Source organism: Micromonospora sp. WMMD723, assembly GCF_049863385.1.
GTDB lineage: Bacteria > Actinomycetota > Actinomycetes > Mycobacteriales > Micromonosporaceae > Micromonospora > Micromonospora wenchangensis.
The window spans coordinates 2,269,350-2,295,916 of sequence record NZ_JBMKNR010000001.1 but is presented as its reverse complement, the minus strand read 5'-3'; the positions used below and the strand labels follow the sequence as shown (position 1 = coordinate 2,295,916).

Sequence of the window (26,567 nt, the reverse complement as noted above, 5' to 3'; positions counted from 1 at the left end):
GCACCCACCACCACGAGAGGAGGCGGCCGATGTCCACGCAGCACCGACCACCGTCGTCCGACCCGGTCACGCTGCCACCCGCCGACCGGGCCGGGTGCCATGGACCGTTCGCCCTGCTGCACCGGCCGTACGCGCACGAGTACGGCTGGGTCGACGTGCTCGCCGGGCCGGTCGCCCCGGTCGACCGGCTGGCCGACCTGCCCCTGCCCGACCCCGCCGGTTCCCCGGCCGGCGAGGACCTGCTGGTGCTGATCCCCTACCGGCAGCTCGCCGAGCGGGGGTTCGACGCCCCCGACGACGGCACCCCGCTGCTGGCGATGCGGGTCGAGCAGCAGGAGGTGCTGCCGCTGGCCGAGGTGCTGCGCCGCATCCCCGACGGCGAGATCCCGGTCGGCCCCGGCGACTACGACCTGTCCGACGCCGCGTACGCCGGGCTGGTGCGTGCGGTGCTCGACGCCGAGATCGGCAGCGGCCAGGGGGCCAACTTCGTCCTCAAGCGCACCTGGATCGCCGACCTGAGCGGGGACCCGTTGACCGCCGCGCTGCGGTTGTTCCGTCGGCTGCTCGCGGCGGAGAACGGCGCGTACTGGACGTTCCTGGTGCACACCGGTGACCGGACGCTGGTCGGGGCGAGCCCGGAACGGCACGTCAGCCTGACCGACGGCCGGGCGGTGATGAACCCGATCAGCGGCACCTACCGCTACCCGGAGTCCGGGCCGACCCTGCCCGGCGTGCTCGACTTCCTCGCCACCTCCAAGGAGACGGCCGAGTTGTTCATGGTCGTCGACGAGGAACTGAAGATGATGGCCCGGATCTGCCCGGACGGCGCCCGGGTCCGGGGGCCGTACCTGCGGGAGATGACCCGGCTCGCGCACACCGAGTACCTGGTCGAGGGGGACACCGACGCGGACGTGCGGGACGTGCTGCGGGAGACGATGTTCGCCCCGACGGTGGTCGGCAGCCCGTTGCAGAACGCGACCCGGGTGATCGGCCGGTACGAGCCGACGGGCCGCGCCTACTACAGCGGCGCGCTGGCCCTGATCGGCCACGACCGGGACGGCCGCCGGACGTTGGACTCGACGATCGTGATCCGTACCGCCGACATCGACTCCGGTGGCCGGCTGCGCCTGTCGGTCGGTGCGACGCTGGTGCGCGACTCGGACCCGGTGGCGGAGGCGGCGGAGACCCGGGCGAAGGCCGCCGGCCTGCTGACCGCCCTGCACGCCCAACCGCTCGGCCGGCTGGCCGGGCATCCGGGGGTGCGGCGGGCGCTGCGGCGACGCAACGAGCGGGTCGGCCGGTTCTGGTTGGCCTCCGACCAGCCCGGCACCGAGGGCCCGCACCGGGCCGGCGACGCCGATCCGCTGTTCGACGGCCGGCGGGTGCTGGTGGTCGACGCCGAGGACACCTTCGCCGTCATGCTCGGCCAGCAACTGCGCTCGCTGGGGTTGGACGTGACGGTGTGCCGGCACGACGAGCCGTTCACCGTCGACGGGTACGACCTGGTGGTGCTGGGGCCCGGTCCGGGTGACCCGTGCGACGGTGCCGATGCGAGGGTGCGGCTGCTGCGGGAGACCATCGGCACGTTGCTGGCCGGTCGCCGCCCGTTCCTCGCCGTGTGCCTGAGCCACCAGGTGCTGTGCGACCTGCTGGGCATCCCGCTGCACCGGCTGCCGGTGCCCAACCAGGGGGTGCAGAAGGAGATCCGGTTGTTCGGCGTGCGGCACCGGGTCGCCTTCTACAACACCTTCACCGGACGCTGTCCCACCTCGCTGCTGCCGGCGGGGCGGCACGCCGGGACGGTGCAGGTGAGCCGGGACCCGGCGACCGGCGACGTGTACGCGTTGCGGGCGGCCGGGTTCGCGTCGGTGCAGTTCCATCCGGAGTCGATCCTGACCGAGGACGGGGTGGGCATCCTGCGGGAACTGCTGCGGGTCCTGCCGCTGCCGGGCGCGGCGCGGATGCTCTCGGCCGTCGGCGTCGACTCCCGAAGCTAACCAGGACGTGTACTATCCAGGTTATGCGGATGAGCGAGCAGGTCGAGTGGGGGTTGCACTGCTGCCTCACCCTCGCCTGGATCGGCGGCGAACACCCGATGCCCGCCGTCCGGCTCGCCGAGTGGTTCGAGCTGCCTCCGGCCTACCTCACCAAGTGCCTCCAAGCCCTGACCAGGGCCGGCATCCTCCAGTCGGTGCCCGGTGCGCGCGGCGGGTTCCGGCTCGCCCGCCAACCGGCGGACGTGACGGTGATGGACGTGACGGTGGCGATCGAGGGGGCCGACAACCCGTTCCGGTGCACCGAGATCCGCCAGCGCGGCGCGGGGGTCGACCCCTCCGCGCCGGAGTTCCGCACCCCGTGCGCCATCAGCACCGTCATGCACCGCGCCGACCTGGCCTGGCGACGCGAGCTGGCCGGCCACACCCTGGCCGACCTGCTCGCCTCGGCACCGCCGGAGGCGGCCGAACGCACCCGTCGCCGCTACGCGCTGCTGCGCGGCTGACGCCCCGCCCGTCACCGCCGCGACCGCCGACCGACCGTCGGCCCGCGCACCCGCCGACCACCGGTCCACCCGCGACCGGCCGGGGCCATCCGCGACCGCAGCACCGGCCGCCGGGCCGGACGGACCCCCGCCGTCGGCCCGGTGGTCGTCCACACCCGAATCCCGTGCCCGGCGCGCTCCGCCGCGCCGCCGCATGCCGTCCCGTATCCGGAGACCCCATGTCCCACCTGCACACCCGCACCGGCCCGGAGCCGGCCACCACCGCCGGGCCCGGTCGGGGCCTGCGCTTCACCCTGATCCTCGCGGCCGGCACCTTCGCCGTCGGCACCGACGCGTTCGTGGTCGCCGGGCTGCTCCCCGACATGGCCGCCGCGCTGCACGTCTCCACCGCCGCCGCCGGGCAGTCCGTGACGGTCTTCTCCATCTCGTACGCGGTCCTGGCCCCGGTGCTGTCCACCCTGACCGCCCGGCTACCGCGCCGTACGCTGCTCGTCACCGCGCTGCTGGTGCTCGCCGCCGGCAACCTGGTCTCGGCCGCCGCCGACACGCTGCCGGTGCTGATCGTCGGCCGGATCGTCGCCGCCGCCGGTGCCGCCGCGTACACCCCGAACGCGGGTGCGGCGGGTGCCTCCCTGGTGTCACCGGCGCTACGCGGGCGGGCGCTCGCGGTGGTGATCGGCGGGCTCACCGTCGCCACCGCGCTGGGCGTCCCGCTGGGTGGGCTGACCGGCCAGTGGCTCGGCTGGCGGGCGGCGCTCGTCGCGGTGGCCCTGCTCGCGCTGGCCGTGGCGGTGGCCGTCCGGCTGGTGATGCCCGCGCTGCCCGGCGCGGCGGCGGTGCCGCTACGCGACCGGTTGACCGCGCTGCGCCGGCCGGGCGTGCTCGCCGTGCTGCCGCTCACCGTGATCGGCATGGCCGCCGCCTACACGGTGTACGCCTTCGCGGTGCCCACCCTCGGCGCGCTCGGCGTCGGTGCCTACCAGGTCAACCTGATGCTGCTGGTCTACGGGGCGGGTGCGGTCGCCGGCAACGTCGCCTCCGGCTACGCCACCGACCGGTGGGGCGCCTTGCCGGTGCTGGTGGTGGGCTACGCCGCGATGGTCGTCGCACTGGGCGTGCTCGGCGCGCTCAGCACCGCCGGTTCCGCGCCGGTCCTCCTGGTCGGACTGCTCGTCGGCGTGTGGGGTGCGGCGAGCTGGTGTCAGACCCCGGCGCAGCAGCACCGCCTGATCGCCGCCGCGCCGCAGCAGGCCCCGCTGGTGGTGTCGCTGAACTCGTCGGCCATCTACATCGGCATCGGCCTCGGCACCACCGTCGGCGGGGCGACCCTCACCTCCGGCGTGCCCACCATGTACGCCCTCGGCGCGGCCGGGGCGGTGCTGGCCCTGCTGGTGCTCCACCTCGGACGGCGGATCACCGGGCGTACCCCGGCGGTGACGTCGTGACCGGCCGGGTCCCCGCCGCCCGGCCGACACCGGGTGCGGGCAGGTCGGCCCCGCCGGCACCCCGGTCCGGCGCGACGGACACCACGACCGCCGCGTACGTGGACCGCACCGGGCCCGCCGGGACGATCCGGGTCGGCCCGCTGCCCGCGCCCGAACCGATGCCGACCGAGGTGCTGGTCAGGGTCGAGGCGAGCCCGGTGAACCGGGTGGACACCTTCGTCCGGTCCGGCGCGTTCCGCACCCCGCTGACCTTCCCGTTCGTCATCGGCCGGGACCTGGCCGGCACGGTGCTGCGGGTCGGCGCGGCCGTCACCGGTTTCGCGCCGGGGGACCGGGTGTGGTGCAACAGCATGGGTCACGCCGGCCGACCCGGTGCCGCCGCCGGGCGGGTGGCGGTGCCCGCCGACCGGCTCTACCCGGTGCCCGCCGGGGTGGACCCGTTGGCCGCGGTGGCGGTGGCGCACCCGGCGGCCACCGCCTACCTCGCCCTGGTCACCCACGCCCGGGTCCGGCCGGGTGAGACGGTGCTGGTGATCGGCGCGGGCGGCAACGTGGGCAGCGCCGCGGTCACCCTGGCCCGCGCCGCCGGAGCCCGGGTGGTGGCCACCGCGCACCCCCGCGACGCCGACCACTGCGCCGGCCTCGGCGCGGAGCCGGTGGTCGACTACCGGGACGCCGACTGGGCCGCCCAGGTCCGCCGGGCCTGCCCGTCCGGGGTGGACGTGGTGCTCGACGCCGCCGGGGTCAACGACCTGACCAGCACCGTCGGCCTGCTCGCCCCCCGGGGCCGGGTGCTGGTGCTGGCCGGCCTGGGCACCACCCCGACGCTGCCCGCCGGTGAGCTGTACCTGCGTGACGGCGCGGTGCTGGGCTTCGTGATCTCGCACGCCACCGTCGCCGAGCTGGCCGACGCGGCGCGGGCGATCAACGCGTTGCTGGCCGACGGCCGGCTGCGGGCCCGCACCGTCGAGACGCTCCCGCTGGCCGCCGCCGCCGAGGCGCACCGCCGCGCCGAGGACGGCCTGCACGGGGTACGCACCCTCCTGCTACCCACCCCACCCTGACCGTCGCCGGGCGGGCGGATCGGGTCGGCCGGTCGGCGACGGTGGGGTCTCGCGGGGCCGGCCCGGGACGGTGGTCAGCGGCGCAGGCCCATCCCGGCGTAGCCGTGGGAGATCCGCTCCCGGGGTTCCCCGTCGGGTCGCCACTCGGCCACCCGGACCAGCCCCGGATCGACCAGGTCGTAGCCGTCGAAGAAGCGCAGCACGTCGGCGTGCGGGCGGGGCACCAGCGGAGCGCTGCTGCGTTGGTAGACCGCCTGCCCCTGCCGGGTGGGTAGCGGCGGGGCCCCGTCGGTGGTGAGGTGGGAGACCACCAGCGGGCTACCGGGGACGGTCGCGTTGCGCAGCCGGGCGACGGCGTCCCACGGCTGCTCGGCGTCGGTGACGAAGTGCAGCACCGCCACCAGCAGCACGGCCACCGGGCGGTCGAAGTCGATCGCCGCCCGCACGTCGGGGTGGGCCAGCAGTTCGTCCGGCCGGCGCAGGTCGCCGTGGACGACGGTGGTCCGCCCGTCGACCGGCAGCAGCCGTCGGGCGTGCGTGACGGCGACCTCGTCGTAGTCGACGTAGACCACCGTCGAGTCGGGAGCGACCTGACGGACGATCTCGTGCACGTTGCCCTGGGTGGGCAGCCCGGCACCGATGTCGAGGAACTGGCGTACGCCCAGCTCGGCGGCGTGCCGGACGGCCCGGCGCAGGAAGTGCCGGTTGGCCTGGGCGGCGATCCCGGTGTCCGGGAAGATCCGCAGGATCTGTTCGGCGGCGGCCCGGTCGGCGGCGAAGTTGTGGCACCCGCCGAGGTAGTAGTCGTACATCCGGGCCACGTTCGGCCCCTGCTCGGCGTCGGTCGGCGCGGTCACCGGCCCTCTCCCTCCACTCGCGTCGTCGCTGCGGGACGACCCACCGCCGGGCGGCGGGCACCCCGCGCCCTGATGTCTAGCACCCGGGGCGACGACATGTTGACCCCCCGTGTCGGCGAGCCGGCAGCACCCGACCGTCACCTGCCGGTATGACGGTGACACCGACTGTCGGCGAGGAGGCAACCGATGAACACTGCCCGGGAGACCGTGGAGGTGGACCCGGCCCTGTTCCGGGCCGTGTACGACTCACCCGCCTCGCTGCCGGGGCGGCACCGCTGGACCACCCCGGAACACGACGTACGCCGGCTGGAGAAGCTGCTCGGGATGCCGGCGCAGAGCATCGGCGCGCCCCTGTGGGTCAGCGGCGACGAGCCGGACTGCCCCAAGTGCGGACGCCGGGCCACCTGGCTGGACATCGTCGCCTCGGCCCTCAAGGGGGTGCACGACCCGCTGATGATCGCCACCGTGATCCTCGGTGAACGCCGCTACGTCAACACCGAGATCCCGGACGCGATCGCCGGGGTGCACTGCCTCGACTGTCACACCCCGGTCACCGGCCTGCGCAGCTTCAAGTGCCACAACTGGGCGTACGCCTTCGAGGAGCTGGCGGTGGTGCGGGAGCGGATGCGGGGCGGGTCAGGCCCGGCGGGCGGGCCGCCGGCCGTGCGGTGACGGCGGTTCCGGCCCCGGGTCGGGCACCTGCGGCAGGGGCCGGGTGACCGCCGCCGCACCGGTGACCGTGACCGGCTCCCCGGCGTGCCGCAGGTCGACGGTCGTCTCCGGGTCGGCGTCGGGCAGCTCGTAGCGGGCCCCGTCGCGGGTCAGCGTGACCCGCAGCCGCTGCCCGTGCCAGCGCAGGTGGAAGGCGAGCCGGTCGATCCGGGCCGGCAGCCGGGGGTCGAACGACAGCACGCCGGTGTCGTCGCGCAGCCCGCCGAAGCCCTCCACCACCGCCGTCCACGCCCCGGCCAGCGCGGCCAGGTGCAGCCCGTCGCCGGTCTTGTCGCCGAGGTCGGCGAGGTCGTGCAGCGCCGCCTCGGCGAACAGGTCGTACGCCAGGTCGAGGTGGCCCAGTTCGGCGGCGAGCACCGCCTGGGAGCCGGCGGACAGCGACGAGTCGCGGACGGTGCGGGCCTGGTAGTAGGCGAAGTTGCGGGCCTTGGCCTCGGCGGTGAACTCCCCCGGGCAGCGCTGCATGGCGAGCACCAGGTCGGCCTGTTTGACCACCTGCCGCCGGTACAGCTCCAGGTAGGGGTAGTGCAGCAGCAGCGGGTAGTCGTCGTCGGTCATCGCCGCGAAGTCCCACTCGGGTTGCTCGGTGAAACCGGCCGCCTGCTGGTGCACCCCGCGCTTGCGGTCGTAGGGCAGGTGCACGGCGTCGGCGGCGGCCCGCCAGCCGGCGATCTCCGCCGGGTCGACGCCGAGCGCGGCGGCCCGCTCCGGGTGCCGTCCGGCGGCGTCGGCGGCGCCCCGCAGGTTGCGCCGGACCATCAGGTTGGTGAAGACGTTGTCGTCGACCAGTGCGGCGTACTCGTCGGGGCCGGTGATCCCGGTGACGTGGAACGCGCCGTCGTCGGACCAGTGGCCGTAGCCGGCCCACAGCCGGGCCGTCTCGACCAGCAGTTCCAGCCCGGTGTCGGCGAGGAACTCCTGGTCCCCGGTGACCGTGACGTAGCGCAGCACCGCGTCGGCGATGTCGGCGTTGACGTGCAGGGCGGCGGTGCCGGCGGGCCAGTAGCCGGAGCACTCCCGGCCGCCGATGGTCCGCCAGGGGAAGGTGGCCCCGGTGAGCCGCAGCTCGGCGGCCCGCTCCCGGGCCTGCGGCAGGTGGGCGTGCCGCCAGCGCAGCGCGCCCCGGGCCACCCCGGGCAGCAGGTACGTCAGCACCGGCAGCACGTAGCTCTCGGTGTCCCACAGCACGTGCCCGTCGTAGCCGTTGCCGGTGAGTCCCTTCGCCGCGATGGTCCGGTCGCCGTCGGTCCGGCCCGCCTGGAGCAGGTGGAACACCGAGAACCGGACGGCCTGCTGGAGTTCCGGGTCGCCGTCGATCTCCACGTCGGCGGTGCGCCACCGCTCGTCGAGCACGGCCCGCTGGTCGGCCAGGAGCGCGTCGAACCCGTGCCGGTGGGCGGCGTCGGCCTCGGCGGTGACCAGGTCGGCCAGCTCGTCGGGGGTGCCGCCGTCGACCGGGGCGCACTCGTACGCGGCGTACTTGGTCAGGCGGAGCCGCTGCCCGGGGGCGAGCCGTCCTTCGAGGGTCGTGCGCAGCCGGTCCGGGGTGTGGTCGTCGCCGTCGGCGAACCCCGCCGGCACGTCCGTCTCGTGGGTCACCGCGACGGCGACCCGCTGGGCGCTGCGGTCGGTGCGGTGCACCAGCACGCCCCGGTGGCCGTCGGGGCGGTGCAGTTCGGCGTCGAGCGGGTCGTGCACGATCGAGGCGGCCCGGGGGTCGTCGGCGCGTTCGGGCACCCGCTCGTTGGCGAGCACGTCCGAGCAGACCCGGATCTCGACCGGCCGGTCGTCGAGCGGTTCGACCTGGTAGTCGACGGCGGCGACGGCGTGCCGGGGCAGGGAGACCAGCCGGGTGCTGCGGACCCGTACCCCGTGCCCGGCCGGTGAGATCCACTCGGTGTGTCGGCGTACCACGCCGGCGCGCAGGTCGAGGGTGCGCTCGTGGGCGCGGACGGTGCCGGTGCGCAGGTCGAGGGGCTCGCCGGCCACCCAGAGCCGGATCAGGGCGGCGTTGGGCGCGCTGATCACGGTGTCGCTCTCCTGCGGGAAGGCGTACCCGTCCTCGGGGTAGCTCTGTCGCCGCCGTTCGTGGAACCCGTTGAGGTAGCTGCCCGGCATGCCGTAGGGCTGGCCCTCGTCGAGGGTGCCCCGCCAGCCCACCCACCCGTTGGACAGGGCGAAGACCGACTCGGTCTCGCCGAGCCGGTCCAGGTCGGTGGCGGTCCGCCGGATCTGCCAGGTCTCGTCCATCTGCACGGCGGGGAGGTACCCGGTGGTGGTGGGCGGCCAATCGCGGGGACCGCTGTGAACTCGCTGTGACGGGGGCGGGGATCCGCCCCGGCATCGCGCACCATGTGACCGGTACACCCGGTTCCTGCACCTCGATGGGACTAAAAGAGGTATGACAGTTTGGTGAGGTGAGCAGTGATTCAAACGATTACCACAGACATTCCCGATATCAGCGAGGAGTGGTACCGCGACGTCGTCGACGTGGCCGATGCCGCCCCGGCCCCGGTGCAGTGGTTCGCGGTGCACTTCACCGAGGCAGTGATCCTGCTGCTCGGCCTGCTGGTGGTGGCCGTCGCCGTGCCCCGGCTGCGCCGACCCGACCCGTGGGGCCGGGCGCTCGCCCTGGTCGCGCCGGCCACCGTCGTCCTGGCGTACGGCTGCAGCGAACTGCTCAAGTCGCTGATCGACGAGGAGCGGCCCTGTCGGGGGGCGGTCACCATCCTGGCCGCACCGTGCCCGCCGACAGGCGACTGGTCCTTCCCCAGCAACCACGCCACGATCGCCGGGGCGCTGGCCACCGCCGTGCTGCTGCTGTCCCCCCGGTGGGGTCTGCTGGCCGCCCCGTTGGCGCTGCTCGCCGCGTTCTCCCGGGTCTTCGTGGGCGTGCACTACCCGCACGACGTCCTCGCCGGCCTGCTGCTCGGCCTGGCGGTGACCCTGCTGGTGGGCCTCCCGGCGGCCCGGTTCCTCGCCGAGATGCTGCGCCGGCACTCCGGCCCGGCCACCCGGAAGGTCGACCAGGGTCAGCGGGTCGGCTGAGCGGGATCAGCCGGTCAGCAGGAGCGTCGCGCAGGTGCCGGCGACCAGGAACGGACCGAACGGCAGGTGGCTCGACCACCCGACCCGACGGCTGGCCAGCAGCACCACCCCGACCAGCGCCGACAGCAGGAAGGTCAGCACCAGCCCGGTCACCACCGTCCCCCACCCCTGCCAGCCGAGCAACGCCCCCACCCCGAGCGCCAGTTTGGCGTCGCCGAGGCCGAAGCCCCGCCGGCCGAGCAGCAGTGTGGTGGCGGCGAAGGCCAGGCCGAGCGCCACCCCGGCGGTCACCGCCCGCAGCCACGTCCCGGCACCCGCCCCGGTCGCCGCCGCCACCCCGAGCAACGTCCAGGTGCCGAGGGCGGCGGGCCAGGTGAGCCGGTCCGGCAGCCGGTGCACCGCCAGGTCCACCAGCACGAGCGGGACCGCGCAGCCGAGCCACCAGGCCAGCGCGGCCCGTTCGGCCACCGCGCCGTCGACCAGCGCCAGCACCGCCACGGCCACCACCAGCAGTGCCTCGACCGCGAACGGCGCGGCGCCGACCCGGCCCGCACAGACCGGGCAGCGGGCCGTCGGCCCGAGCGCCGGCAGCGGCCGGTCCAGCCCGACCGGCGCGCCGCAGCCGTCGCATCCGGCCCGGTCGGCCACCCCCGGGGGTACGGCGTACCGGGCGACCGTGAGCCGCAGCACCGGTACGACCGCCAGCATCCCGGCCAGCCGCCGGACGACAGACACGGAGCGTGACGTCCGGACGGGGTCGACGTAACGGTCCGATATCAGCTCGGCGTCCCCGGTGCAGACCTGAGCGCCCGCCGCCCCGTCGGGCGTTTCCGGGGCATCGACGGCTGCCTTCGGGGAGCGGATCGGACCGGCCCGTTCGACCCGTCCCCCATCCTCCGGCGACGCAGGCGGTTCGCCGATCGGGCCGACCCCTTCGGCGGGCACCGACCCGCGATCGGCGGGCACCGGTGACACCGGTCGGACTCCCTGGACATCGCCCACCTTCGGTCACTCCTGCCCATCACGGTGAGTGCTCGGATGAATTGCCTCTGTTGCATCGGCGCACGTCAGCCTATGCTCGCCCCTTGAGTACGACGCAACCCCGCGCAGCCGCGTCGGACGCCACAACCACCCATTCACACAAGATCCACACAGGTAAATGCCGCAGCACCCGGAATTGTCCGATCGACATCATCCCGGAGTACCGCCGCATGCCCGGAGGCCGCCACGACCGTCGCCACCGGGCGCCACCGAGGAGGACACGGCAATGCGTACAGGGCGATCCCGCCACTGGACCAGCTGCCTGGTCGTCGTCGTGGTGGCCGCCCTCGCCGGCTGCGCCGACCCGCCGGAGACGACCTCCGCCCCCGCCACCCGGGCGGCCAGCGACGACCGTCCGCCCACCGAGGCGGAGCAGGCCGCCGAGCGGGCCGCGCTGGCCGCGTACGCCGGATATCTGGAAGCCTCCCGGGAGGCGAGCCGCAACAGCGATCCCCGCCATCCGAAGCTGACCCGGTTCCTGGGCGACCCGCTGCTCACCCGGGTCCGGGTGGCGATCGACGACGCCCGCCGACACGGCGCGGTCCGCACCGGGACCCTGACCTCGCAGCCCTCCGTCACCTCGGTCAGCCTCGACAGCGACCCGCCGACCGTGGAGATCCAGGACTGCCTGGACGCCACGGGTTACCGGCTGGTCTACCGCAAGGACAACCGGGTGGTGCCCGGCTCGGCCGGCACCCGGCACCTGGCGACCGCCACCGCGACCCGCTACCCGGACGGCCGCTGGCTGATCAATTCCGGTGCCGCCCATGAGGACCAGCCATGTTGACCCGGGAAGGAACGCCCGTGCCGACCCATTGCGCCGCCCTGCCCCCGGCCGGCCCCGAGCCCGCCGCTCCCCGTCTGCTCCGACCCGTCGGCGGCGTGCCCCGCCGGGTGCTCGCCGGCCTGCTGCTGGCCGTGCTGGTCGCCGTGGCCGCGCCACCCGCCCCGGTGCGGGCCGCCGGCCCGGGGGTGGAGTGCCCGCCGGGCCAGAACGACTGCAGCATCTGGGACGACGACCCGGGCACCCCCGGTGACCCGGGCGGTGGCACCGGGCCGGGCAGCCCGAACAGCCCCGGCGCGGCTCCGAAGTGCCAGTGGAACGGCAAGCCGCTGCCCTGCTACAACCCGAACCTCGGCTGGTTCGACAACTCCAGCGGCTGCTACTACAAGGTGGCCGAGCCACAGGAGGAGGCCCCCGAGGGTCAGGTGTGGTACGTCCAGACCTGCAACGGTGGTGACCTGGGCGCGCAGTCGATGGTGCTGCTCGACGGGCCGCCGCCCGGGTTCGGCACCCCGCCCGACCCGGAGGAGCTGGCCCGTCGGGCGCTCGCCTCGATCAGCCTGCTGCCGCCCCGCGCGTCGGTCGCCCCCCGGCGCAGCCTCGGCCCCGGCCTGGTCGGCCTGCCGGTCTGGATGTGGGCCAGCAGCGGCCGGAACTACTTCGGCCCGCTCCGCGCCTCGGCCAGCGACCGGGGCCTGACCGTACGGATCACCGCACAGGTCCAGCGGATCGTGTGGGACATGGGCAACGGCAAGAAGATCACCTGCCGCGGCCCCGGCACGCCGTACAAGGCGACCGGTCCGAACGCCGGTAAGAAGTCGCCGACCTGCGGCTACGACGGCTACCCCAGGGTCGGCAACTACCGGGTCAGCGCCACCACGTTCTGGAACGTGCACTGGGTCGGCGGTGGCCGCAGCGGCGACATCGCGCAGACCCGCACCAGTGGCGTCGTCGACATCCAGATCAAGGAACTCCAGGTGGTGACCCGATGAGCGCCCGTGCCGAGCTGATCTTGCGAGACCCGCAGTCGCGAACGGAGATGTACCAGTGAGTCTGGCCACCCGCGATGGAGTTCCGGTGGATGCGCCGATCGCCCCGCCCAAGGTGGTCCGGCAGCGCCGTACCCGGCCCGGCCTGCTCGGGCTCGCCGTACTGCTGATCGCGTTGGGTGGCCTCGGCGCGGCCTTCGCGGTCACCTCGGTGCGGGCCACCGGCAGCTACCTGGCGATCGCCCGGCCGGTCGAGGTGGGTCGCATCCTGATCGCCGACGACCTGGTCAGCGTGCAGGTCTCCGGAGGTGCCGGGCTGTCCCCGGTGCCGGCGAAGAAACGCGACGAGGTGGTCGGCAAGCGGGCCGCCGTGTCGCTGGTCCCCGGGTCGCTGCTCACCATGGCGCAGCTCACCGACGCCCCGCTGCTCGGTCAGGGGCAGCAGCAGATCGCGCTGGGCCTGGAGCCGAGCAAGGTGCCGGCCCGCAAGCTGCACCCCGGTGACAAGGTGTTGCTGGTCAGCACCCCGGACGAGGACTCCGACAACGCGCCGTCGTCCACCCGGTTCACCGCCACGGTGATCGACACCCTCGCCCCCGAGAACGACGACGTGGTGATCTACCTGGCGCTCGCCGTCCGGGACGTCCCGGCGGTGGTGGTGCTGGCCGCACAGGAGCGGATCGCCCTCGTGCTGACCGAGGCGGCCTGACCATGGCCATCATCGCGCTGGTCTCGGCGAAGGGGTCGCCCGGCGTCACCACCACGGCGCTGGCCTGCACCCTGAGCTGGCACCGGCGGCTGGTGCTCGCCGAGTGCGACCCGGCCGGCGGCTCGGTGCTCGCCGGTTACCTGGGCGGCCAGCTCGACGGGCCGCGCGGCATCGGCGAGCTGGCCGTGGGTGAGCTGCGCGACGGCAGCCTGGAGTCGACGTTCTGGTCGCAACTGGTCGACCTGGACGCGCCGAGGCGGGAGCGGCTGCTGCTGCCCGGCGTGGTGGACCCGGCGCAGGCCGGCAGCGTCGCCCCGCTGTGGCAACGGTTCGCCGACTTCTTCCGCACCCTGGAGAAGGGCCGTCCCGGCTACGACGTGATCGTCGACTGTGGACGGCTCCAGGTCTTCGGGCCGCCCTGGCCGCTGTTGCGCGCCGCCGACGTGGTGCTGCTGGTGACCCGGGCGCAGCTACCCGGGCTCTCCGGCACCCGGTCGATGATCCGCGCCATCGAACGGGACTTCACCCACCACCGGGTGCCCCCGGGCACGCTGCGGCTGGTGGTGGTCGGCGACGGGCACGGCAAGGCCGAGATCGGCAAGGCGTTGGGGGTGCCGGTGATCGCCCGGTTGCCGGAGGACCCGCGTACCGCGCAGGCGCTCAGCTTCGGCGGCACGGTCCGCGCCGGACGGCCGCTGATGCGCGCGGCGGCCGGGTTGGAGGCCCCGGTACGGGAGATCCTGGAGCAACGGCGGGCCCGGTTGGCCTGGCCGGCCCCGGCGCAGGGGGTGCCGGATGCGGTTTGAACCGGTCTCGCACGACCCGCGCACCCCGCCGCCGGGGGTCACCTCGACGATGCCGCCGCTGGCCCCGGTGAACGGCCGGCACCACGCCACCGCTGCGGCGACGCCGCCGGCCGCCGCCCCGCAGACGCCCCCGCCGGCCGCGCCACCCCGGCCGAAGGTGGACTTCGCGGTGGTCCGCGAGCTGCGCCGGGAGCTGAGCGAACGGCTGACCCAGTGGCAGCGCGGCCGGGAGTTCGACGCCGACGCCGAGGAGGTCGAGCGGGCCCGGCTCGCCGTCGCCGTGGTCTCCGGCTACGCCGACGCGGTACGCCGGGCCGGCACCCCGCTCAGCGCCGACGAGGAACGGACCCTGCTCGACCAGGTGACCGCCGAACTGGTCGGGCTGGGCCGGCTGCAGACCCTGCTGGTCGACGACACCATCGAGGAGGTGCACATCCTCGGCTGCGACCAGGTGCGCATCACCCGGCACGGTGGCGGCGTCGACTGGGGTGAACCGATCGCCGACAGCGACGACGAGCTGGTGGAGATCCTCCAGGCGGCGGCCCGGCGGGCCGGGGCGACCGAGCGGTCACTGTCCACCTCGAAGCCGACGCTGGACCTGCAACTGCCCGACGGCAGCCGCTTGGCGGCGGTGTTCCTGGTCAGCCACCGCCCCTACGCGGTGATCCGTAAGCACAACACGCTCGACGTCAGCCTCGACGACCTGGCCGGCAGCCGCCCCGACCTGGACGAGATGATCGACCCGCTGCTGCGCGACTTCCTCCGGGCGTCCATGCGGGCCGGGTTGAACATCATGGTCGCCGGGCTGGCCGGGGCCGGCAAGACCACAGTCATCCGGGCGTTGATGGACGAGATCCCGCCCGACGAGCCCTACGTGCTGCTGGAGGAGAGCCGGGAGTTGCTGCCGGCCCGGCGCGGGGACAAGCACCGGGCGGTGATGAGCTTCGAGTCCCGGGAGGGGCACGGCGAACGCGGCATGGACGGTCGCCCCGCCGGCGAGGTGAGCATCGCCGACCTGATCCCGGTGTCGCTGCGGATGGGCGTGCTGCGGATCATCGTCGGTGAGGTCCGGTCCCGGGAGATCGTGCCGATGCTCCAGGCGATGACCACCAGCCGTGGGTCGATGTGCACCATCCACGCCCGTACCCCGGCCGGGGTGAGCGAGCGGATCATCGAGCTGGCCCTGGCGCACGGCCGGGAGATGACCGTCGACCAGGCCCGCCGGATGGCCGGCAACGCCCTCGACCTGATCGTCTACGTCACCGTCGAGGACGAGACCGCGATCGGCGGACGCAAGCACCGGTTCGTCTCCCACGTGGAGGAGGTGGTCGGGGTCGGCGACGCCAACCGGATCACCACCACCACCGTCTTCGGGCCCGGTCCCGACGGTCGGGCCATCCCCCGCCACCTGCCGGAACGGGTCCGTGGGCAACTGCTGCGGGTCGGCTACGACGCCCGGCTGCTGTCCCGTTTCATCGAGGCCGGCGCGGGCGCGTGGCGTCGTCCCCGACACAGCCGACTCGCCCCGGCGGTGCGCCGATGAGCACCATCGAACTGCTCGCGGTGGTCTCCGGCGCGGCCTGCGTCGGTGGGATCGTGCTGGCCGTGGTGGCGCTGTTCGGCACCACCAGACCGACCCGTCCGGCGCGCAGTTCGACCACCGGGCTGCGCCGGCTCTGGCTCGGCTCCGGCACCAACCGGCGGGACCAGCGGGCGCACCAGATGACGTTGGGCGCGGCGGCGGTGGCGGGGGCGCTGGCGTTCCTGCTGACCGGGCTGCCGGTGGTGGGGCTGATCGTGGCGGTGGCGGTGCCGGGGGTGCCCTGGCTGTTCGCGGTGGGCCGGGCCGAGCAGCAGGCGATCACCCGGATCGAGGCGGTCGGCGAGTGGACCCGTCGGCTCAAGGACGTCTCCAACACCGGGCAGGGCCTCCAGCAGGCGATCGTCACCACCATCGCCACCGTCCCGGAGGAGATCCAGGAGGAGGTACGGCTGCTCGCCGCCCGCCTCCAGGCCGGCTGGACGGCCCGGTCCGCCCTGCTGGCGTTCGCCGACGAGATCGGTGACCCGGTCTGCGACCAGGTGGTCGCCGCGCTGATCCTGCACCTGACCGACCGGGGTGAACGCCTCGGCGACGTGCTCGGCTCCATCGCGTCGGCCGCCTCCGCCGAGGTGGCCACCCGACGCGAGGTGGAGGCCAAGCGCACCCAGCCCCGGTTCGCGGTCCGCTTCCTCACCGGGATGACCCTGGCCGTGCTGGCGTACGGGCTGGTCAACACCGAGTACGTCAGGCCGTACGGGACGTTCTTCGGCCAGGTGCTGATGGCGGTGCTCGCCACGGCGTTCATCGCCCTGCTGGCCTGGGTACGCGCGATGAGCCAACCCCCGCCGCCGCCCCGGTTCCTGCCGAGGCCCGACCCGGCGGAGGTGGTCGCGTGACGCTCAACTGGCAGCTCACCATCGCGGTGCTGGGCGGGGCGGCCATCGGGCTCGGCCTGTTCCTGCTGGTCCGGGAGGCGTTGCCGGCCTCCCCGGCGCTCGGCCCGGCGCTGCGCCGGCTGCACCAGCCCGCGGGCACCGCCGTCGCCGCCGGACGCGGGCCGGACTGGCTGGGGGGCTTCGCCCGCTGGCTGCGCCCGCCGCACCGCCAGCTCGCCCTGCTCGACCAGACCCCCGAGCAGTACACGATGTCGATCCTGCTCTCCGCCCTGGTCGGGTTGGCCACCCCGACGGTGGCGGGGGCGCTGCTCTTCCTGGCCGGGGTGAGCATGCCGGTGGTCGTACCGGTGCTGGGGAGCCTGGGGTTGGCGCTGTTCTGCGCGCTGCTCGCGCACCGGTCGGTGCTGGCCAAGGCGGACACCGCCCGGGAGGAGTTCCGCGCCGCGGTCTGCACCTACCTGGACCTGGTGGCGTTGCAGTTGTCGGCGGCGCACGGCCCGGTGCAGTCGCTGGAACGCGCGGCGGCGGTCTGCGACGGCTGGGTCTTCGCCCGCATCCGGGAGTCGCTGCGGATCGCCCAGATGCAGATGCACTCGCCCTGGGACGAGTTGCAGGAGCTGGCCGAGAAGATCGGCATTCCGGAGCTGGGCGACGTCGGGGCGATCATGCGGTCCTCCGGCAGCGAGGGCGCCCAGGTGCACGAGACGCTGCGCAGCCGCGCCGAGTCGCTCCGGGACCAGATCCGCACCGACAACCTGGCCCGCGCCGAGGGCGTCACCAGCCGGCTGGACATTCCCGGCTCGCTGCTGGTCTTCGTGCTGCTGGCGTTCATCCTCTATCCGTTCGTCGCCCGCCTCTGAGCAATCCCCTCCCCAAGGAGTCCCGCCATGCACCTCGTCACCTTCCTCTACGTCGCCACCGTGGCCCGCCTGGCCGAGCTACGCCGGGAGTCGGAGCGGGGCGACAGCCCCGTCCCGACCGCCGTGATCATCGCCGGTCTGGTGGCGGCCGGGATCGCCGTCACCATTCTGGTGAAGGAAAAGGCCACGGCTTGGATGAACGGCATCCCGACCAAGTGACAGGCGCACCCCCGGCCCGCCCGTGCCGGGACCGGACGGCCCCCACCGCCCGGTCCCGGTGCGCACCCCTGCGCGCACCCGACGCCGGGCGTGCCGTGCCGGCCTGGCTCCGTGCCGCCGGCCGGGCCGCCCGTCGCCGGCTCACCGCCGGGGGTACGGACCGGGGGGCCAACCCCGTGGAACTGGCCGTGGTGATGCCGGCGGTGCTGGTGCTCCTCTTCGGCTCCATCCAGATCGCCGCATGGTTCGTGGCCCGGTCCACGGCGATGCACGCCGCCCAGAGCGGGGTGAACGCGCAACGGGTCCTCGACGCGCCGGCCGGGGCGGGTGAGACCCGCGCCAAGCACTTCCTCGGTGCCGCCGGGGACTGGCTGGTCGGTGCGAAGACCACCTGCGCCACCACCGCGACCGAGGTGACCTGCACGGTCACCGGGAAGTCCCTGAGCGTCATCCCGGCCGTCCGGTTCGACGTCCGGCAGACCGCCCACGGCACCGTCGAACGGTGGACGAACCCGTGACCGGCCACCCGCCCCCACGCACCAGGCGAACCTGGCGTGACCTGCTGACCCGGCCCGCCCGGGGGGAGCGGGCCGTGGCCCACGCCCCGCGGTCCGGCTGCCCCGCCGAGACGGTCGTGCACGCCGCCGGCCGCATCCCGGGCGACGTGCCGGCCGACCGTGCTGCGGGGCGTACCCGGGGGTCGGTGTCGGTGGAGGTAGCGGTGCTGGCCCCGGCGTTCCTGGCGCTGCTGATGCTGGCCGGGGTGGCCGGCCGGGTCGCGGTCGCCGACGAGGCGGTGGAGGCGGCGGCCCACGACGCCGCGCGGGCCGCCTCGATCGCCCGCGACGCCGGCACGGCGGAGAGCGCCGCCCGGTCGGCCGCCCGCCGGCAGCTCGACTGGCGGGGCCTCAACTGCGCCAGCGCACCCCAGGTCACGGTCTGGGGTTCCACCCGCAACTCCGACCACACGTCGCTGGGCGCGGCGTTCCGCAGCCAGCTCGGCGAGCCGGCGAGCGTCTGGGTCCGGGTGAGCTGCACGGTCTCGTTCGCCGGGATGCGTTTCCCCGGCCTGCCGATGGGCGACAAGCGGGTCGAGGCCACGTTCGGCTCCCCGCTGGACCGTTACCGGAGCCGGCAGTGACCGCCCGCCCCACCGGTGACGAGGGCCGGATCAGCCTGTTCCTGGCCGTCGCCATGATCGGCGTGCTGGCGGTCATCGGCATCGCGTACGACGGCGCGGGTCAGCTGCGTACCCTGCAACGGGCCGACGACCTGGCCGCCGAGGCGGCCCGCAGCGGCGGCCAGGTGATCGACCGGGCCGCCGCGATCGAGGGCCGCCCCAAGGTGATCGACGAGCCGGGCGCCCGCGCGGCCGTCACGCAGTACCTGCGGGGCAACTCCGACGTGACCGGGCAGCAGGTCAGCTTCCCGGTGGTGGCCGGCGAGAAGCAGATCCGGGTACGCGTCACCGTCGTCTACCGCCGGCACCTGCTCGGCCTGATCGGCATGGACCGCACCGTCACCGTGGCCGGCGAGGCGACCGCCCGCACCCTCACCGACCGACCATGAACCCGCTGGCCCGACGGCCCCGTCGGCCCACGCACCCGGTGCCCCCGCACCGGCAGACCGTAGGAAGGAGGGCAGCATGACCACACCGCGTGGTTCCACCGCCCGACGAACCGGCCAGTTGCTCACCGGCTTCGGGTCGCTGGTGGTCCTGGTGGCGTTGCTGGTCGGCGCACCGGTGGCGCTGCTCGCCTTCGCCGGCAACCCGCTGCCCGACCACCTGCCCACCCTCAGCGAGGTCGGCACCGTGCTGACCAGCCGGGACGACGGTCAGCTCTTCATCCGGGCGCTCGCGCTGGTGGGCTGGTTCGGCTGGGCGACGTTCGCCTTCTCGGTGCTGGTGGAGATCGGCGCCCAGGTGACCCGCCGGCAGACGCCCCGGCTGCCCGGTATGCGCCGGCAGCAGCGGGCGGCGGCGGCCCTGCTGGGTTCGGTCGCGCTGATCATCGCGGCCAGTCCGGCGGCGAGCGCGGCGGTGACCCTGACCCACCCGATGCCGGCCGCCGCCGGCACCGGCGTGGCGACGACGCTGGACGCCTCGCGTACCGGCCTGGGGGCAGCCCCCAGCGCCGGCATCGGTGGTGCCGCCCTCGGTGCCGCCCCCGGCACCGGTCTCGGTCCCGTCCCGGGTGCCGAGAAGCCGGCCGGGAAGCCGGTCTACCGGGTGGCCCGGGGCGACTACCTGGGCGAGGTGGCCGAACGGTACCTGGACGACTTCGACCGCTACCCCGAGGTGGCCCGGCTCAACGACCTGCGCGACGCCGACCGGATCAGGCCGGGCCAGCTCATCAGGCTCCCCGCCGAGGCCGACGACACCGGTGCCCGGCGGCACGCCAGCGGCCACCTCGTCCCGGGTACGCCCCGCAAGCCGTCGCCGCGCCCGCCCGCCACCACCCCCGGCGGCCAGGCCGACCCGCAGCATCAGGGTGCGCCTTCCACCCCGGGCAGGCCGACCGGACCCGCCGCCGCGAAGCCGACCGGTCCGGCCACCCCGAAGCCCGGGAAGGTCGGGCCGGCCACGCCGCAGACGGCCACCCCGCAGACCGCCCAACCGCCCGCCGAACGACCGGTCGGGGTGCCACCGGCGATGGCCGCCGGGGCGTCCCGGGGCACCCCGGACGACCCGATCAACAGGCCGCTGGCCGTGTCGGCGGTACTGGCCGTGGCGAGCATCGTCGGCGCGCAGATCGGTGCGGTGCTCGGCCTGCGTCGCCGCCCCGTCCGGGTGACCGCCGGCCGCACCTCGGCCGCCCGGATCGCCGCCGCCCGGACGTCCACCACCGGTCGCACCCCCGGCCGCTCGATGGGCAGCCGCGCCTCCGCCGCCCGGGACCTGGTGACCGGCCGCCACCGCCGCGACTGACCCGATTCCCCTTCGCCCGTTACCCCCCAACTCGCCCAACCCCGGGCCGCCCCAGCGAGCCCGCCCCAGCGGGGTCGCCCCGGTGATCAAGAAGTTTGCGTCAAGTGATCAAGAGGTTTGCGTCAAGTTGAAGATCGACTTTGACGCAAACCTCTTGATCGACCTCTGAAAGCGAGAGCGGGGCGGGGCGGAGGCGGGAGCGGGGTGGGGGTCAGGGGAGGCGGGTCTGTAGGGTGCCGTCGACCACGCGGGTGGGGAGGATCTGCTGGTCGGTGGCGGACGGGCCGTGGACGACCTCGCCGCCGTTGAGCCGGAACGCCGAGCCGTGCCAGGGGCAGACCACGCAAGCATGCCCGTCGATCTCCTGCACCTCGCCCTCGCCGAGCGGACCGCTCTGGTGCGGGCAGCGCTCCAGCATGACGGTGACCTCGTCGCCGTGCCGGTAGAGGATCACCGAGACGTCGTCCACCTCGCGGGTCACCAGCTTGCGTTGCGGCAGCCCGGCCAGGTCGGCCACCGGCCGCCACCCGTCGCCCATCCGGTGCAGCTCGGAGACGCTCTGGCTGACCTGTGCCCCCTGCTTGTACGCCAGGTGCCCGCCGAGGTACGCCCCGGCGCTCGCCGCGCCCAGCCCCAGGTAGGCCAGGGCCCGCCCGACGCCGTGCCGGCCGGTCAACCGGGCCGCGAGGGAGCCGGCGTAGAGGGTCAGGCCAACGGTGTTGGCGGCGGCGTGCACCAGCCCCACCCGGCGCTGGTCCCGGGAGAGTTCCGCCCAGTCGTTGAGCCCGGCCACGGCGGCGGGAACCGCGCTCACGGTGCCCAGCGCGACCAGGGTGGTGGCCGCCCGACGCTGGCCGGGGAGCAGGTCGACCACCGCGGCGCAGATCCAGGACCCCACCGGCACCTGCACCATCGCCGGGTGCAGCGGGTGGCCCAGGAAGACGCCGTGCAGCAGGTCGCGTACCCGCTGCGGGCGCAGGGTCGCCTGGACGGCACGTTGCAACCGGTCGCCCGTGCGGTCCAGGGCGGTGGCCTGTTCGAGTTTCGTCATCAACGCTCGCACCCTGTCCGACTTCCCGCCTGACCGGGTCGCAAACCGGGCGACCGGCACCGATCCGGGTTCCCGCCCCGATCAGCCCGACAGCGCCCACGCAGCACCATCGACCCCGCAACATCCCACCACCGGCGTCGCGCCCTGACCTGCCCCTGGCGCTCCCGACCCGCCCCGCCACCAGCGGCGCGCACGTCGTCCGGCCGCGAAGATCCACTCAACGGAGTCCCGACAGCGGCATCAGCGGCCCAGGACACCGCACCATCGCCCCACCAGCGCCATCCCCCGCCAGCCCCGCGCGTGCGGGATGCTGGGGGGATGGCGGTGCATGTTGTCCGGGACGGGGCGGTGACCACGGTGATCCTCGACCGGGCGGCGTCCCGCAACGCCGTCGACGGGCCGACCGCGCGGGCGCTCGCCGACGCGTTCCGCGCCTTCGAGGCCGACCCCGATGCCCGGGTCGCGGTGCTCTGGGGGGCGGGCGGCACGTTCTGCTCGGGTGCCGACCTCAAGGCCATCGGCACGCCCAGCGGCAACCGGGTCGAGCCCGACGGCGACGGCCCGATGGGTCCCACCCGGATGGCACTGTCCAAGCCGGTCGTCGCGGCGATCTCCGGGTACGCGGTGGCGGGCGGCCTGGAACTGGCGCTCTGGTGCGATCTGCGGGTCGCCGAGTCGGACGCGGTGCTCGGGGTGTTCTGCCGACGCTGGGGGGTGCCGCTGATCGACGGGGGCACCGTACGGCTGCCCCGGCTGATCGGCCAGAGCCGGGCGATGGATCTGATCCTCACCGGCCGTCCGGTGCCCGCCGACGAGGCGTACGCGATGGGGTTGGTCAACCGGGTGGTCGCGCCGGGTGAGGCACGGGCGGCGGCCGAGCGGCTGGCCGCCGAGATCGCCAGGCACCCGCAGACCTGCCTACGCAACGACCGGGCGTCGGTGCTGGCCGGGGCTCACCTGCCCGAGCCGGAGGCGCTCGCCGCCGAACTCGCCTACGGGATGGACTCGCTCGCGGCCGACGCGCCTGCCGGCGCGGCCCGGTTCGCCGCCGGTGCCGGCCGCCACGGCGAGTGACCCGACCCGCACCGGAACCACCCGCCAGCCGGCCCGCACCGACCGGGAGCGCCGCCCGGCCGGAGCCGGGCGGCGCGGTGGCTCAGCCCAGATCGTCCAGGGCACTCTGGATGGCCCGGTGGAACGTCGGGTACGCGTAGATCATGTGTCGGAGCTGACTGACCGGTACGGCCGCGTGCACCGCCACCACCAGCGCCGAGAGCACCTCGCCGCCGGCCGGGCCGACCGAGGTCGCCCCGATCAGCACCCCCTGGTCGGCGTCGGCGATCACCTTGATGAAGCCGCCCGGCTCGCTCTTGTGGATCCAGCCCCGGGTGGACGACGACAGCTCGGTGAACCCGACCTGCACGTTGATGCCCCGCTCGCGGGCCTGCCGTTCGGTGAGCCCGACCGCGCCCACCTCGGGGTCGGTGAAGGTGACCCGGGGCAGTGCCCGGTAGTCGGCCCGGGGCACGGTGCCGGCGGCGCCACTGGGGCCGGCCGCGCCCATCGACCCTCCGACGGCGCTGGCCGCGCCCATCGCGCCGCCGACCACGCTGGCGGTGCCGCTGGCGTCGGGGCCGCCCTCGGCCCGCCGGACCCGGTCGAGCACGTCGGCGACCACGATCGACGCCTGGTACATGGCGATGTGGGTGAACGCGCCCTCGCCGGTCACGTCGCCGACCGCCCAGATGCCGTCGGTGACGTGCATCCGGTCGTCCACCGGCAGGTAGCGCTGCCCGGCGTCGATCCCGACGGTGTCCAGCCCCAGCTCGTCCAGGTGGGCCCGGCGGCCGGTGACCACCAGGAGCTGGTCGGCGGCGAACGACCGGTCACCGGCGTGCACGGTGAACGTGTCGCCGTCGTGGTCGATCCGCTCGGCCTTCACGTCGGTGGCGATCTCCACCCCGTCGGCGCGCAGCGCGGCGGCGGCCACCTCGGACGACTCCGGTTCCTCCAGGGCGAGGATCCGGCCGGACGCCTCCAGCACGGTCACCCGGACCCCGAACCGGGCGAAGACCTGCGCCAGCTCGACCCCGATCGCCCCACCGCCGAGGACCAGCAGGCTCGCCGGCAGCTCCGCCACCTCGATCGCCTGGTGGTTCGTCCAGTACGGGGTGTCGGCCAGCCCGTCGATCGGCGCGATCGAGGGGCGGGTGCCGGTGCCGAGGACGATGCCGTGCCGGGCCTGGAACACCTGGTCGCCGACCCGGACCCGGCCGGGGCCGTCCAGCCGGCCGCTGCCGCGCAGGAAACGGCCGCCCTTGCCGGTGAACCGGTCCACGGCGGCCCGGTCGTTCCAGGTGTCGGTGGCCTCCTCCCGGATGCGTTTCGCCACCGGGGCCCAGTCGGCCCGGACCTGCGCCGACCCGGCCAGCCCGTCGACCCGTCGCGCCTCGGCCAGGGCGTTCGCCGCCCTGATCATCATCTTGCTGGGGATGCAGCCCCAGTACGGGCACTCCCCGCCGACCAGGTCCCGTTCGACGCCGACGACGCTCAGGCCGGCCTCGGCGAGTCGCCCGGCCACCTCCTCGCCGCCCACGCCGAGCCCGACCACGACCACGTCCACCAGTTCCGGCTCTGCCATCCCGCCAGCATTGCGCACGGTCCGGGCCCCGGCCACCGCTCCACCCCGGAATTCCCGCCCCGGCGCGCCGGCCGCCCCCGGGCCGGCACCGGCGGACCGGGCCGGCACAGCAGACAGGCCCAGGCCAGCGAAACGGACCGGGCCTGCGCGGCCGGACCGGGTCAGCGCGGCCGGACCGGGTCAGCGGAGCCAGACCGGGTCGGCGCCGGGCACCTCCAGCGGTGGCGGGTAGTCGAGGGTACGGCGGACCTCGGTGGGCAGCCGCCACGGTTGGTGCACGGCCCTGCCGGCGACCGTCGCCAGCTCCGGCACCCAGCGGCGCACGTACCCGCCGTCGGGGTCGTAGCGTTCGGCCTGGCGGACGGGGTTGAGCCCCCGGTAGGGGCGGCTGTCGTTGCCGGTGCCGGCCACCCACTGCCAGTTGCCGGAGTTGTCGGGCACGTCGCCGTCGAGCAGCCAGCGGGAGAAGACCGCGAGGCCGGGCCGCCAGTCGAGGCCGAGCACCTTGGTCAGGTAGCCGGCGGTGATCAGCCGGGCCCGGTTGTGCATCCAGCCCTCGGCGTGCAGTTGGCGCATGCCGGCGTCCACGATCGGCATGCCGGTGCGGCCGTCGGTCCAGGCGTCCAGTGCCGCCGCGTCGTACCGCCAGTCCTCGGTGGCCCCGCGCCGGTACGCCTTCGCCGCGATCTCGGGGAAGGCGGCGGTGACCTGGTGGTAGAAGTCCCGCCAGCAGAGCTGCCTGACGAACGGGTGCCCCCGGTCGTCGGCCCGGTTCGCCACCGTCAGCGGGGACAGGCAGCCGAACCGCAGGTACGGGCTGAGCCGGGAGGTCTCGTCGGCGGCCAGGTCGTCGTGGATGTCGTCGTACCGGGAAAGGGTGGGCAACCACCGCGTGAGCCGGCGTCGCCCGACGGACTCGCCGCCGACCGCGGCGTCCGGCGACTCCCCCTGCGGTGCCGCCGGCAGCCGACCGACGGCGACCCCGGTGGGCAGCGTGACCCGCCGGGGCGCGGCCAGCTCCTCCCGCCACCGCGCCCCCGACCAGACCCGGTGGTAGGGGGTGAACACCCGGTAGTGGTCGCCGCCGCCGGGCCGCAGCTCCCCCGGTTCGACGACGGTCACCCCGGGGAAGAGCCGCAGGAACATCCGGTGCCTGTCGCACTCGGCGCGCAGTCGCCGTTCCCGGCGGTGGGCGTAGCGGCTGACGTCGGCGGACAGCCCGATCCCCTCGGCGTCGACCTCGCGGGCGAGCCGGATCGTCTCGGCGACCGGGTCGCCCCGGCGGATCACCAGGTCACCGCCGAGCGTGCGCAGGGTGTCCCGCAGTTCGGCGAGGCACTGGTGCAGGAAACGGTTGCGGTTGGGCGAGTGGCCGGTCAGCGCCGGGTCGAGGACGTACAGCGGCACCACCCGGTCGAACGCGGCGCAGGCCGTCGCCAGAGCCGGGTGGTCGTGCACCCGTAGGTCGCGGGTGAACAGCACGACCGCCGTACGGCCGCTCACGACACCGCCGGGCCGGGCACCACGACCGGGGTGCCGGTACGGGTTAGCAGCGCCTTCGCCGCCACCGCGAGCCGTCGCCGCTGGGGCACCACGGCCCGCCGGGCGAACACGTCGTAGTCCTGGGCGGCGACCTCGTCGAGGATGCCGCCGTAGAGGGCGTAGGCGGTACGCATGCACGCCTGGGAGGCGGGGGCGAGCAGGGTGATGCCGGGCGCGGCGGCGGCGTAGTGGGCCTGGGCACGGGTCACCTCGTACTCGACGAGGTCGCGGATGCGGTCGGTGCTGCGGCCGGCGGCCCGCGCGGCGAGCAGGTCCTCGCGGGTGACGTTGAACTTGGCCAGGTCCTCGTCGGGCAGGTAGGTGCGGCCCCGGTCGAGGTCCTCGGCGACGTCCCGGATGAAGTTGGTGAGCTGGAAGGCGAACCCGAGCTGCCGGGCCGGCTCCCGGGCGGCGACCGGGTCGGTGCTGCCGAGGATGGGCAGCATCATGGTGCCGATGACCGCCGCCGAGCCTTCCATGTAGTCGAGCAGGTCGTCGTAGGTCGGGTAGGCCATGACGGTCAGGTCCATCGCCATGCTGCGCAGGAACGACGCGAAGTCGGCGCGGTCCAGGTCGAACACGGCGATGGTGTGCAGCACCGCCGGCAGCAGCGGGTCGTCGACCGGTTCGCCGTGCAGTCCGGCGACGAAGCGGGCACCCCAGGCGTCCAGGCGGGCGGCGCGTTCGGCGGGCGGCAGGTCCTCGGTGCGGTCGACGATCTCGTCGGCGTAGCGGGTGAATCCGTACAGGGCGTGCACGTGCCGCCGTTTCCATGCGGGCAGCAGCCGGGTGGCGAGATAGTAGGTGCGGCCGTGGTGTTTGTGCAGCTCCTGGGAGCGGGCATAGGCAGCGGTGAGATCGGTGTCCACCCGGGCCTCCTCGGATTCGACGCAGCAATCGACGCAACTCGT

At 74.7% G+C, this 26,567-nt stretch carries 26 protein-coding genes; 19 read left to right on the top strand and 7 right to left on the bottom strand.

What is annotated here, in order from left to right:
• Positions 1-29 precede the first annotated feature (29 nt).
• The 4 genes from ACN261_RS10410 to ACN261_RS10395 all read left to right on the top strand — a co-directional run bounded on the left by ACN261_RS10410 (position 30) and on the right by ACN261_RS10395 (position 5,009).
• Positions 30-1,997, top strand: a complete 1,968-nt coding sequence (locus ACN261_RS10410) for a chorismate-binding protein (RefSeq protein WP_421485011.1) — start codon at positions 30-32, stop codon at positions 1,995-1,997.
• A 29-nt stretch (positions 1,998-2,026) separates the two neighbouring features.
• A complete protein-coding gene (locus ACN261_RS10405) occupies positions 2,027-2,500 on the top strand; it encodes an RrF2 family transcriptional regulator (protein ID WP_357925226.1) in 474 nt (157 codons plus the stop codon).
• A 218-nt stretch (positions 2,501-2,718) separates the two neighbouring features.
• Positions 2,719-3,945, top strand: a complete 1,227-nt coding sequence (locus ACN261_RS10400) for an MFS transporter (RefSeq protein WP_425849716.1) — start codon at positions 2,719-2,721, stop codon at positions 3,943-3,945.
• Positions 3,942-5,009, top strand: a complete 1,068-nt coding sequence (locus tag ACN261_RS10395; RefSeq protein ID WP_421485009.1) for an NADPH:quinone reductase — start codon at positions 3,942-3,944, stop codon at positions 5,007-5,009. Before ACN261_RS10400 ends, ACN261_RS10395 begins: the two co-directional genes overlap by 4 nt.
• A 74-nt stretch (positions 5,010-5,083) precedes the next feature.
• On the opposite strand, the gene ACN261_RS10390 is transcribed toward ACN261_RS10395, so the two are convergent.
• Positions 5,084-5,866, bottom strand: coding sequence for an SAM-dependent methyltransferase (locus tag ACN261_RS10390; protein ID WP_425849712.1), 783 nt, complete (start codon positions 5,864-5,866; stop codon positions 5,084-5,086).
• A gap of 186 nt (positions 5,867-6,052) precedes the next feature.
• On the opposite strand from ACN261_RS10390, the gene ACN261_RS10385 reads away from it, so the two are divergent.
• On the top strand, positions 6,053-6,538 hold the full coding sequence (locus ACN261_RS10385; protein WP_421485007.1) for a hypothetical protein: 486 nt from the start codon (positions 6,053-6,055) through the stop codon (positions 6,536-6,538).
• On the opposite strand, the gene ACN261_RS10380 is transcribed toward ACN261_RS10385, so the two are convergent.
• Complete coding sequence (locus ACN261_RS10380; RefSeq protein ID WP_421486974.1) at positions 6,503-8,848, bottom strand: glycoside hydrolase family 65 protein; 2,346 nt, start codon at positions 8,846-8,848, stop codon at positions 6,503-6,505. The two genes, ACN261_RS10385 and ACN261_RS10380, sit on opposite strands and share 36 nt — an antisense overlap.
• A gap of 174 nt (positions 8,849-9,022) precedes the next feature.
• Here ACN261_RS10380 and ACN261_RS10375 point away from each other — a divergent pair, with 174 nt between their 5' ends.
• A complete protein-coding gene (locus tag ACN261_RS10375; RefSeq protein ID WP_425849709.1) occupies positions 9,023-9,646 on the top strand; it encodes a phosphatase PAP2 family protein in 624 nt (207 codons plus the stop codon).
• Between the two features lie 6 nt (positions 9,647-9,652).
• Here the strand turns inward: ACN261_RS10375 and ACN261_RS10370 are convergent, their stop codons facing one another.
• Complete coding sequence (locus tag ACN261_RS10370) at positions 9,653-10,354, bottom strand: prepilin peptidase (protein WP_425853585.1); 702 nt, start codon at positions 10,352-10,354, stop codon at positions 9,653-9,655.
• 559 nt (positions 10,355-10,913) lie between these two features.
• Here ACN261_RS10370 and ACN261_RS10365 point away from each other — a divergent pair.
• The 12 genes from ACN261_RS10365 to ACN261_RS10310 all read left to right on the top strand — a co-directional run bounded on the left by ACN261_RS10365 (position 10,914) and on the right by ACN261_RS10310 (position 20,422).
• A complete protein-coding gene (locus ACN261_RS10365) occupies positions 10,914-11,474 on the top strand; it encodes a hypothetical protein (RefSeq protein ID WP_421485005.1) in 561 nt (186 codons plus the stop codon).
• The gene (locus tag ACN261_RS10360) at positions 11,468-12,463 is read left to right on the top strand and encodes a hypothetical protein (RefSeq protein WP_425849707.1); all 996 of its coding nucleotides are present in this window, start codon (positions 11,468-11,470) and stop codon (positions 12,461-12,463) included. Before ACN261_RS10365 ends, ACN261_RS10360 begins: the two co-directional genes overlap by 7 nt.
• 55 nt (positions 12,464-12,518) lie before the next feature.
• Positions 12,519-13,169: an SAF domain-containing protein gene (locus tag ACN261_RS10355; protein WP_425849705.1), complete on the top strand. Its 651-nt coding sequence runs from the start codon at positions 12,519-12,521 to the stop codon at positions 13,167-13,169.
• Between the two features lie 2 nt (positions 13,170-13,171).
• Positions 13,172-13,975, top strand: coding sequence for an AAA family ATPase (locus tag ACN261_RS10350; protein WP_357925206.1), 804 nt, complete (start codon positions 13,172-13,174; stop codon positions 13,973-13,975).
• Positions 13,965-15,518, top strand: coding sequence for a CpaF family protein (locus ACN261_RS10345; RefSeq protein WP_421485002.1), 1,554 nt, complete (start codon positions 13,965-13,967; stop codon positions 15,516-15,518). Before ACN261_RS10350 ends, ACN261_RS10345 begins: the two co-directional genes overlap by 11 nt.
• Positions 15,515-16,414: a type II secretion system F family protein gene (locus ACN261_RS10340; RefSeq protein ID WP_421485001.1), complete on the top strand. Its 900-nt coding sequence runs from the start codon at positions 15,515-15,517 to the stop codon at positions 16,412-16,414. Before ACN261_RS10345 ends, ACN261_RS10340 begins: the two co-directional genes overlap by 4 nt.
• Positions 16,411-17,274 (top strand): type II secretion system F family protein, encoded by an 864-nt coding sequence (locus tag ACN261_RS10335; RefSeq protein WP_421485000.1) that lies wholly within the window; start codon positions 16,411-16,413, stop codon positions 17,272-17,274. Before ACN261_RS10340 ends, ACN261_RS10335 begins: the two co-directional genes overlap by 4 nt.
• A 27-nt stretch (positions 17,275-17,301) precedes the next feature.
• Positions 17,302-17,493 (top strand): hypothetical protein, encoded by a 192-nt coding sequence (locus ACN261_RS10330; protein WP_421484999.1) that lies wholly within the window; start codon positions 17,302-17,304, stop codon positions 17,491-17,493.
• Positions 17,494-17,561: 68 nt separating this feature from the next.
• Positions 17,562-18,011 carry a TadE family protein gene (locus ACN261_RS10325; RefSeq protein WP_421486972.1) on the top strand — a complete coding sequence of 150 codons (450 nt, stop codon included), beginning with the start codon at positions 17,562-17,564 and terminating at the stop codon, positions 18,009-18,011.
• A gap of 146 nt (positions 18,012-18,157) precedes the next feature.
• On the top strand, positions 18,158-18,634 hold the full coding sequence (locus ACN261_RS10320; RefSeq protein ID WP_425853584.1) for a TadE/TadG family type IV pilus assembly protein: 477 nt from the start codon (positions 18,158-18,160) through the stop codon (positions 18,632-18,634).
• 53 nt (positions 18,635-18,687) lie between these two features.
• Complete coding sequence (locus tag ACN261_RS10315) at positions 18,688-19,062, top strand: hypothetical protein (protein ID WP_402893940.1); 375 nt, start codon at positions 18,688-18,690, stop codon at positions 19,060-19,062.
• Between the two features lie 76 nt (positions 19,063-19,138).
• Complete coding sequence (locus ACN261_RS10310; protein WP_421484998.1) at positions 19,139-20,422, top strand: LysM peptidoglycan-binding domain-containing protein; 1,284 nt, start codon at positions 19,139-19,141, stop codon at positions 20,420-20,422.
• Between the two features lie 211 nt (positions 20,423-20,633).
• Here the strand turns inward: ACN261_RS10310 and ACN261_RS10305 are convergent, their stop codons facing one another.
• The gene (locus ACN261_RS10305; RefSeq protein WP_425849699.1) at positions 20,634-21,473 is read right to left on the bottom strand and encodes a Rieske 2Fe-2S domain-containing protein; all 840 of its coding nucleotides are present in this window, start codon (positions 21,471-21,473) and stop codon (positions 20,634-20,636) included.
• Between the two features lie 318 nt (positions 21,474-21,791).
• Between ACN261_RS10305 and ACN261_RS10300 the strand changes: the two genes are divergently transcribed.
• Complete coding sequence (locus tag ACN261_RS10300; RefSeq protein WP_421484997.1) at positions 21,792-22,547, top strand: crotonase/enoyl-CoA hydratase family protein; 756 nt, start codon at positions 21,792-21,794, stop codon at positions 22,545-22,547.
• Positions 22,548-22,629: 82 nt separating this feature from the next.
• Here the strand turns inward: ACN261_RS10300 and ACN261_RS10295 are convergent, their stop codons facing one another.
• From ACN261_RS10295 to ACN261_RS10285, 3 genes are all read right to left on the bottom strand, one after another.
• Positions 22,630-24,114, bottom strand: a complete 1,485-nt coding sequence (locus ACN261_RS10295) for a dihydrolipoyl dehydrogenase family protein (protein WP_421484996.1) — start codon at positions 24,112-24,114, stop codon at positions 22,630-22,632.
• A gap of 180 nt (positions 24,115-24,294) precedes the next feature.
• Complete coding sequence (locus ACN261_RS10290) at positions 24,295-25,617, bottom strand: cryptochrome/photolyase family protein (RefSeq protein WP_421484995.1); 1,323 nt, start codon at positions 25,615-25,617, stop codon at positions 24,295-24,297.
• Positions 25,614-26,525: a phytoene/squalene synthase family protein gene (locus ACN261_RS10285; protein WP_421484994.1), complete on the bottom strand. Its 912-nt coding sequence runs from the start codon at positions 26,523-26,525 to the stop codon at positions 25,614-25,616. The genes ACN261_RS10290 and ACN261_RS10285 overlap by 4 nt, the downstream gene beginning before the upstream one ends.
• Positions 26,526-26,567 lie beyond the last annotated feature (42 nt).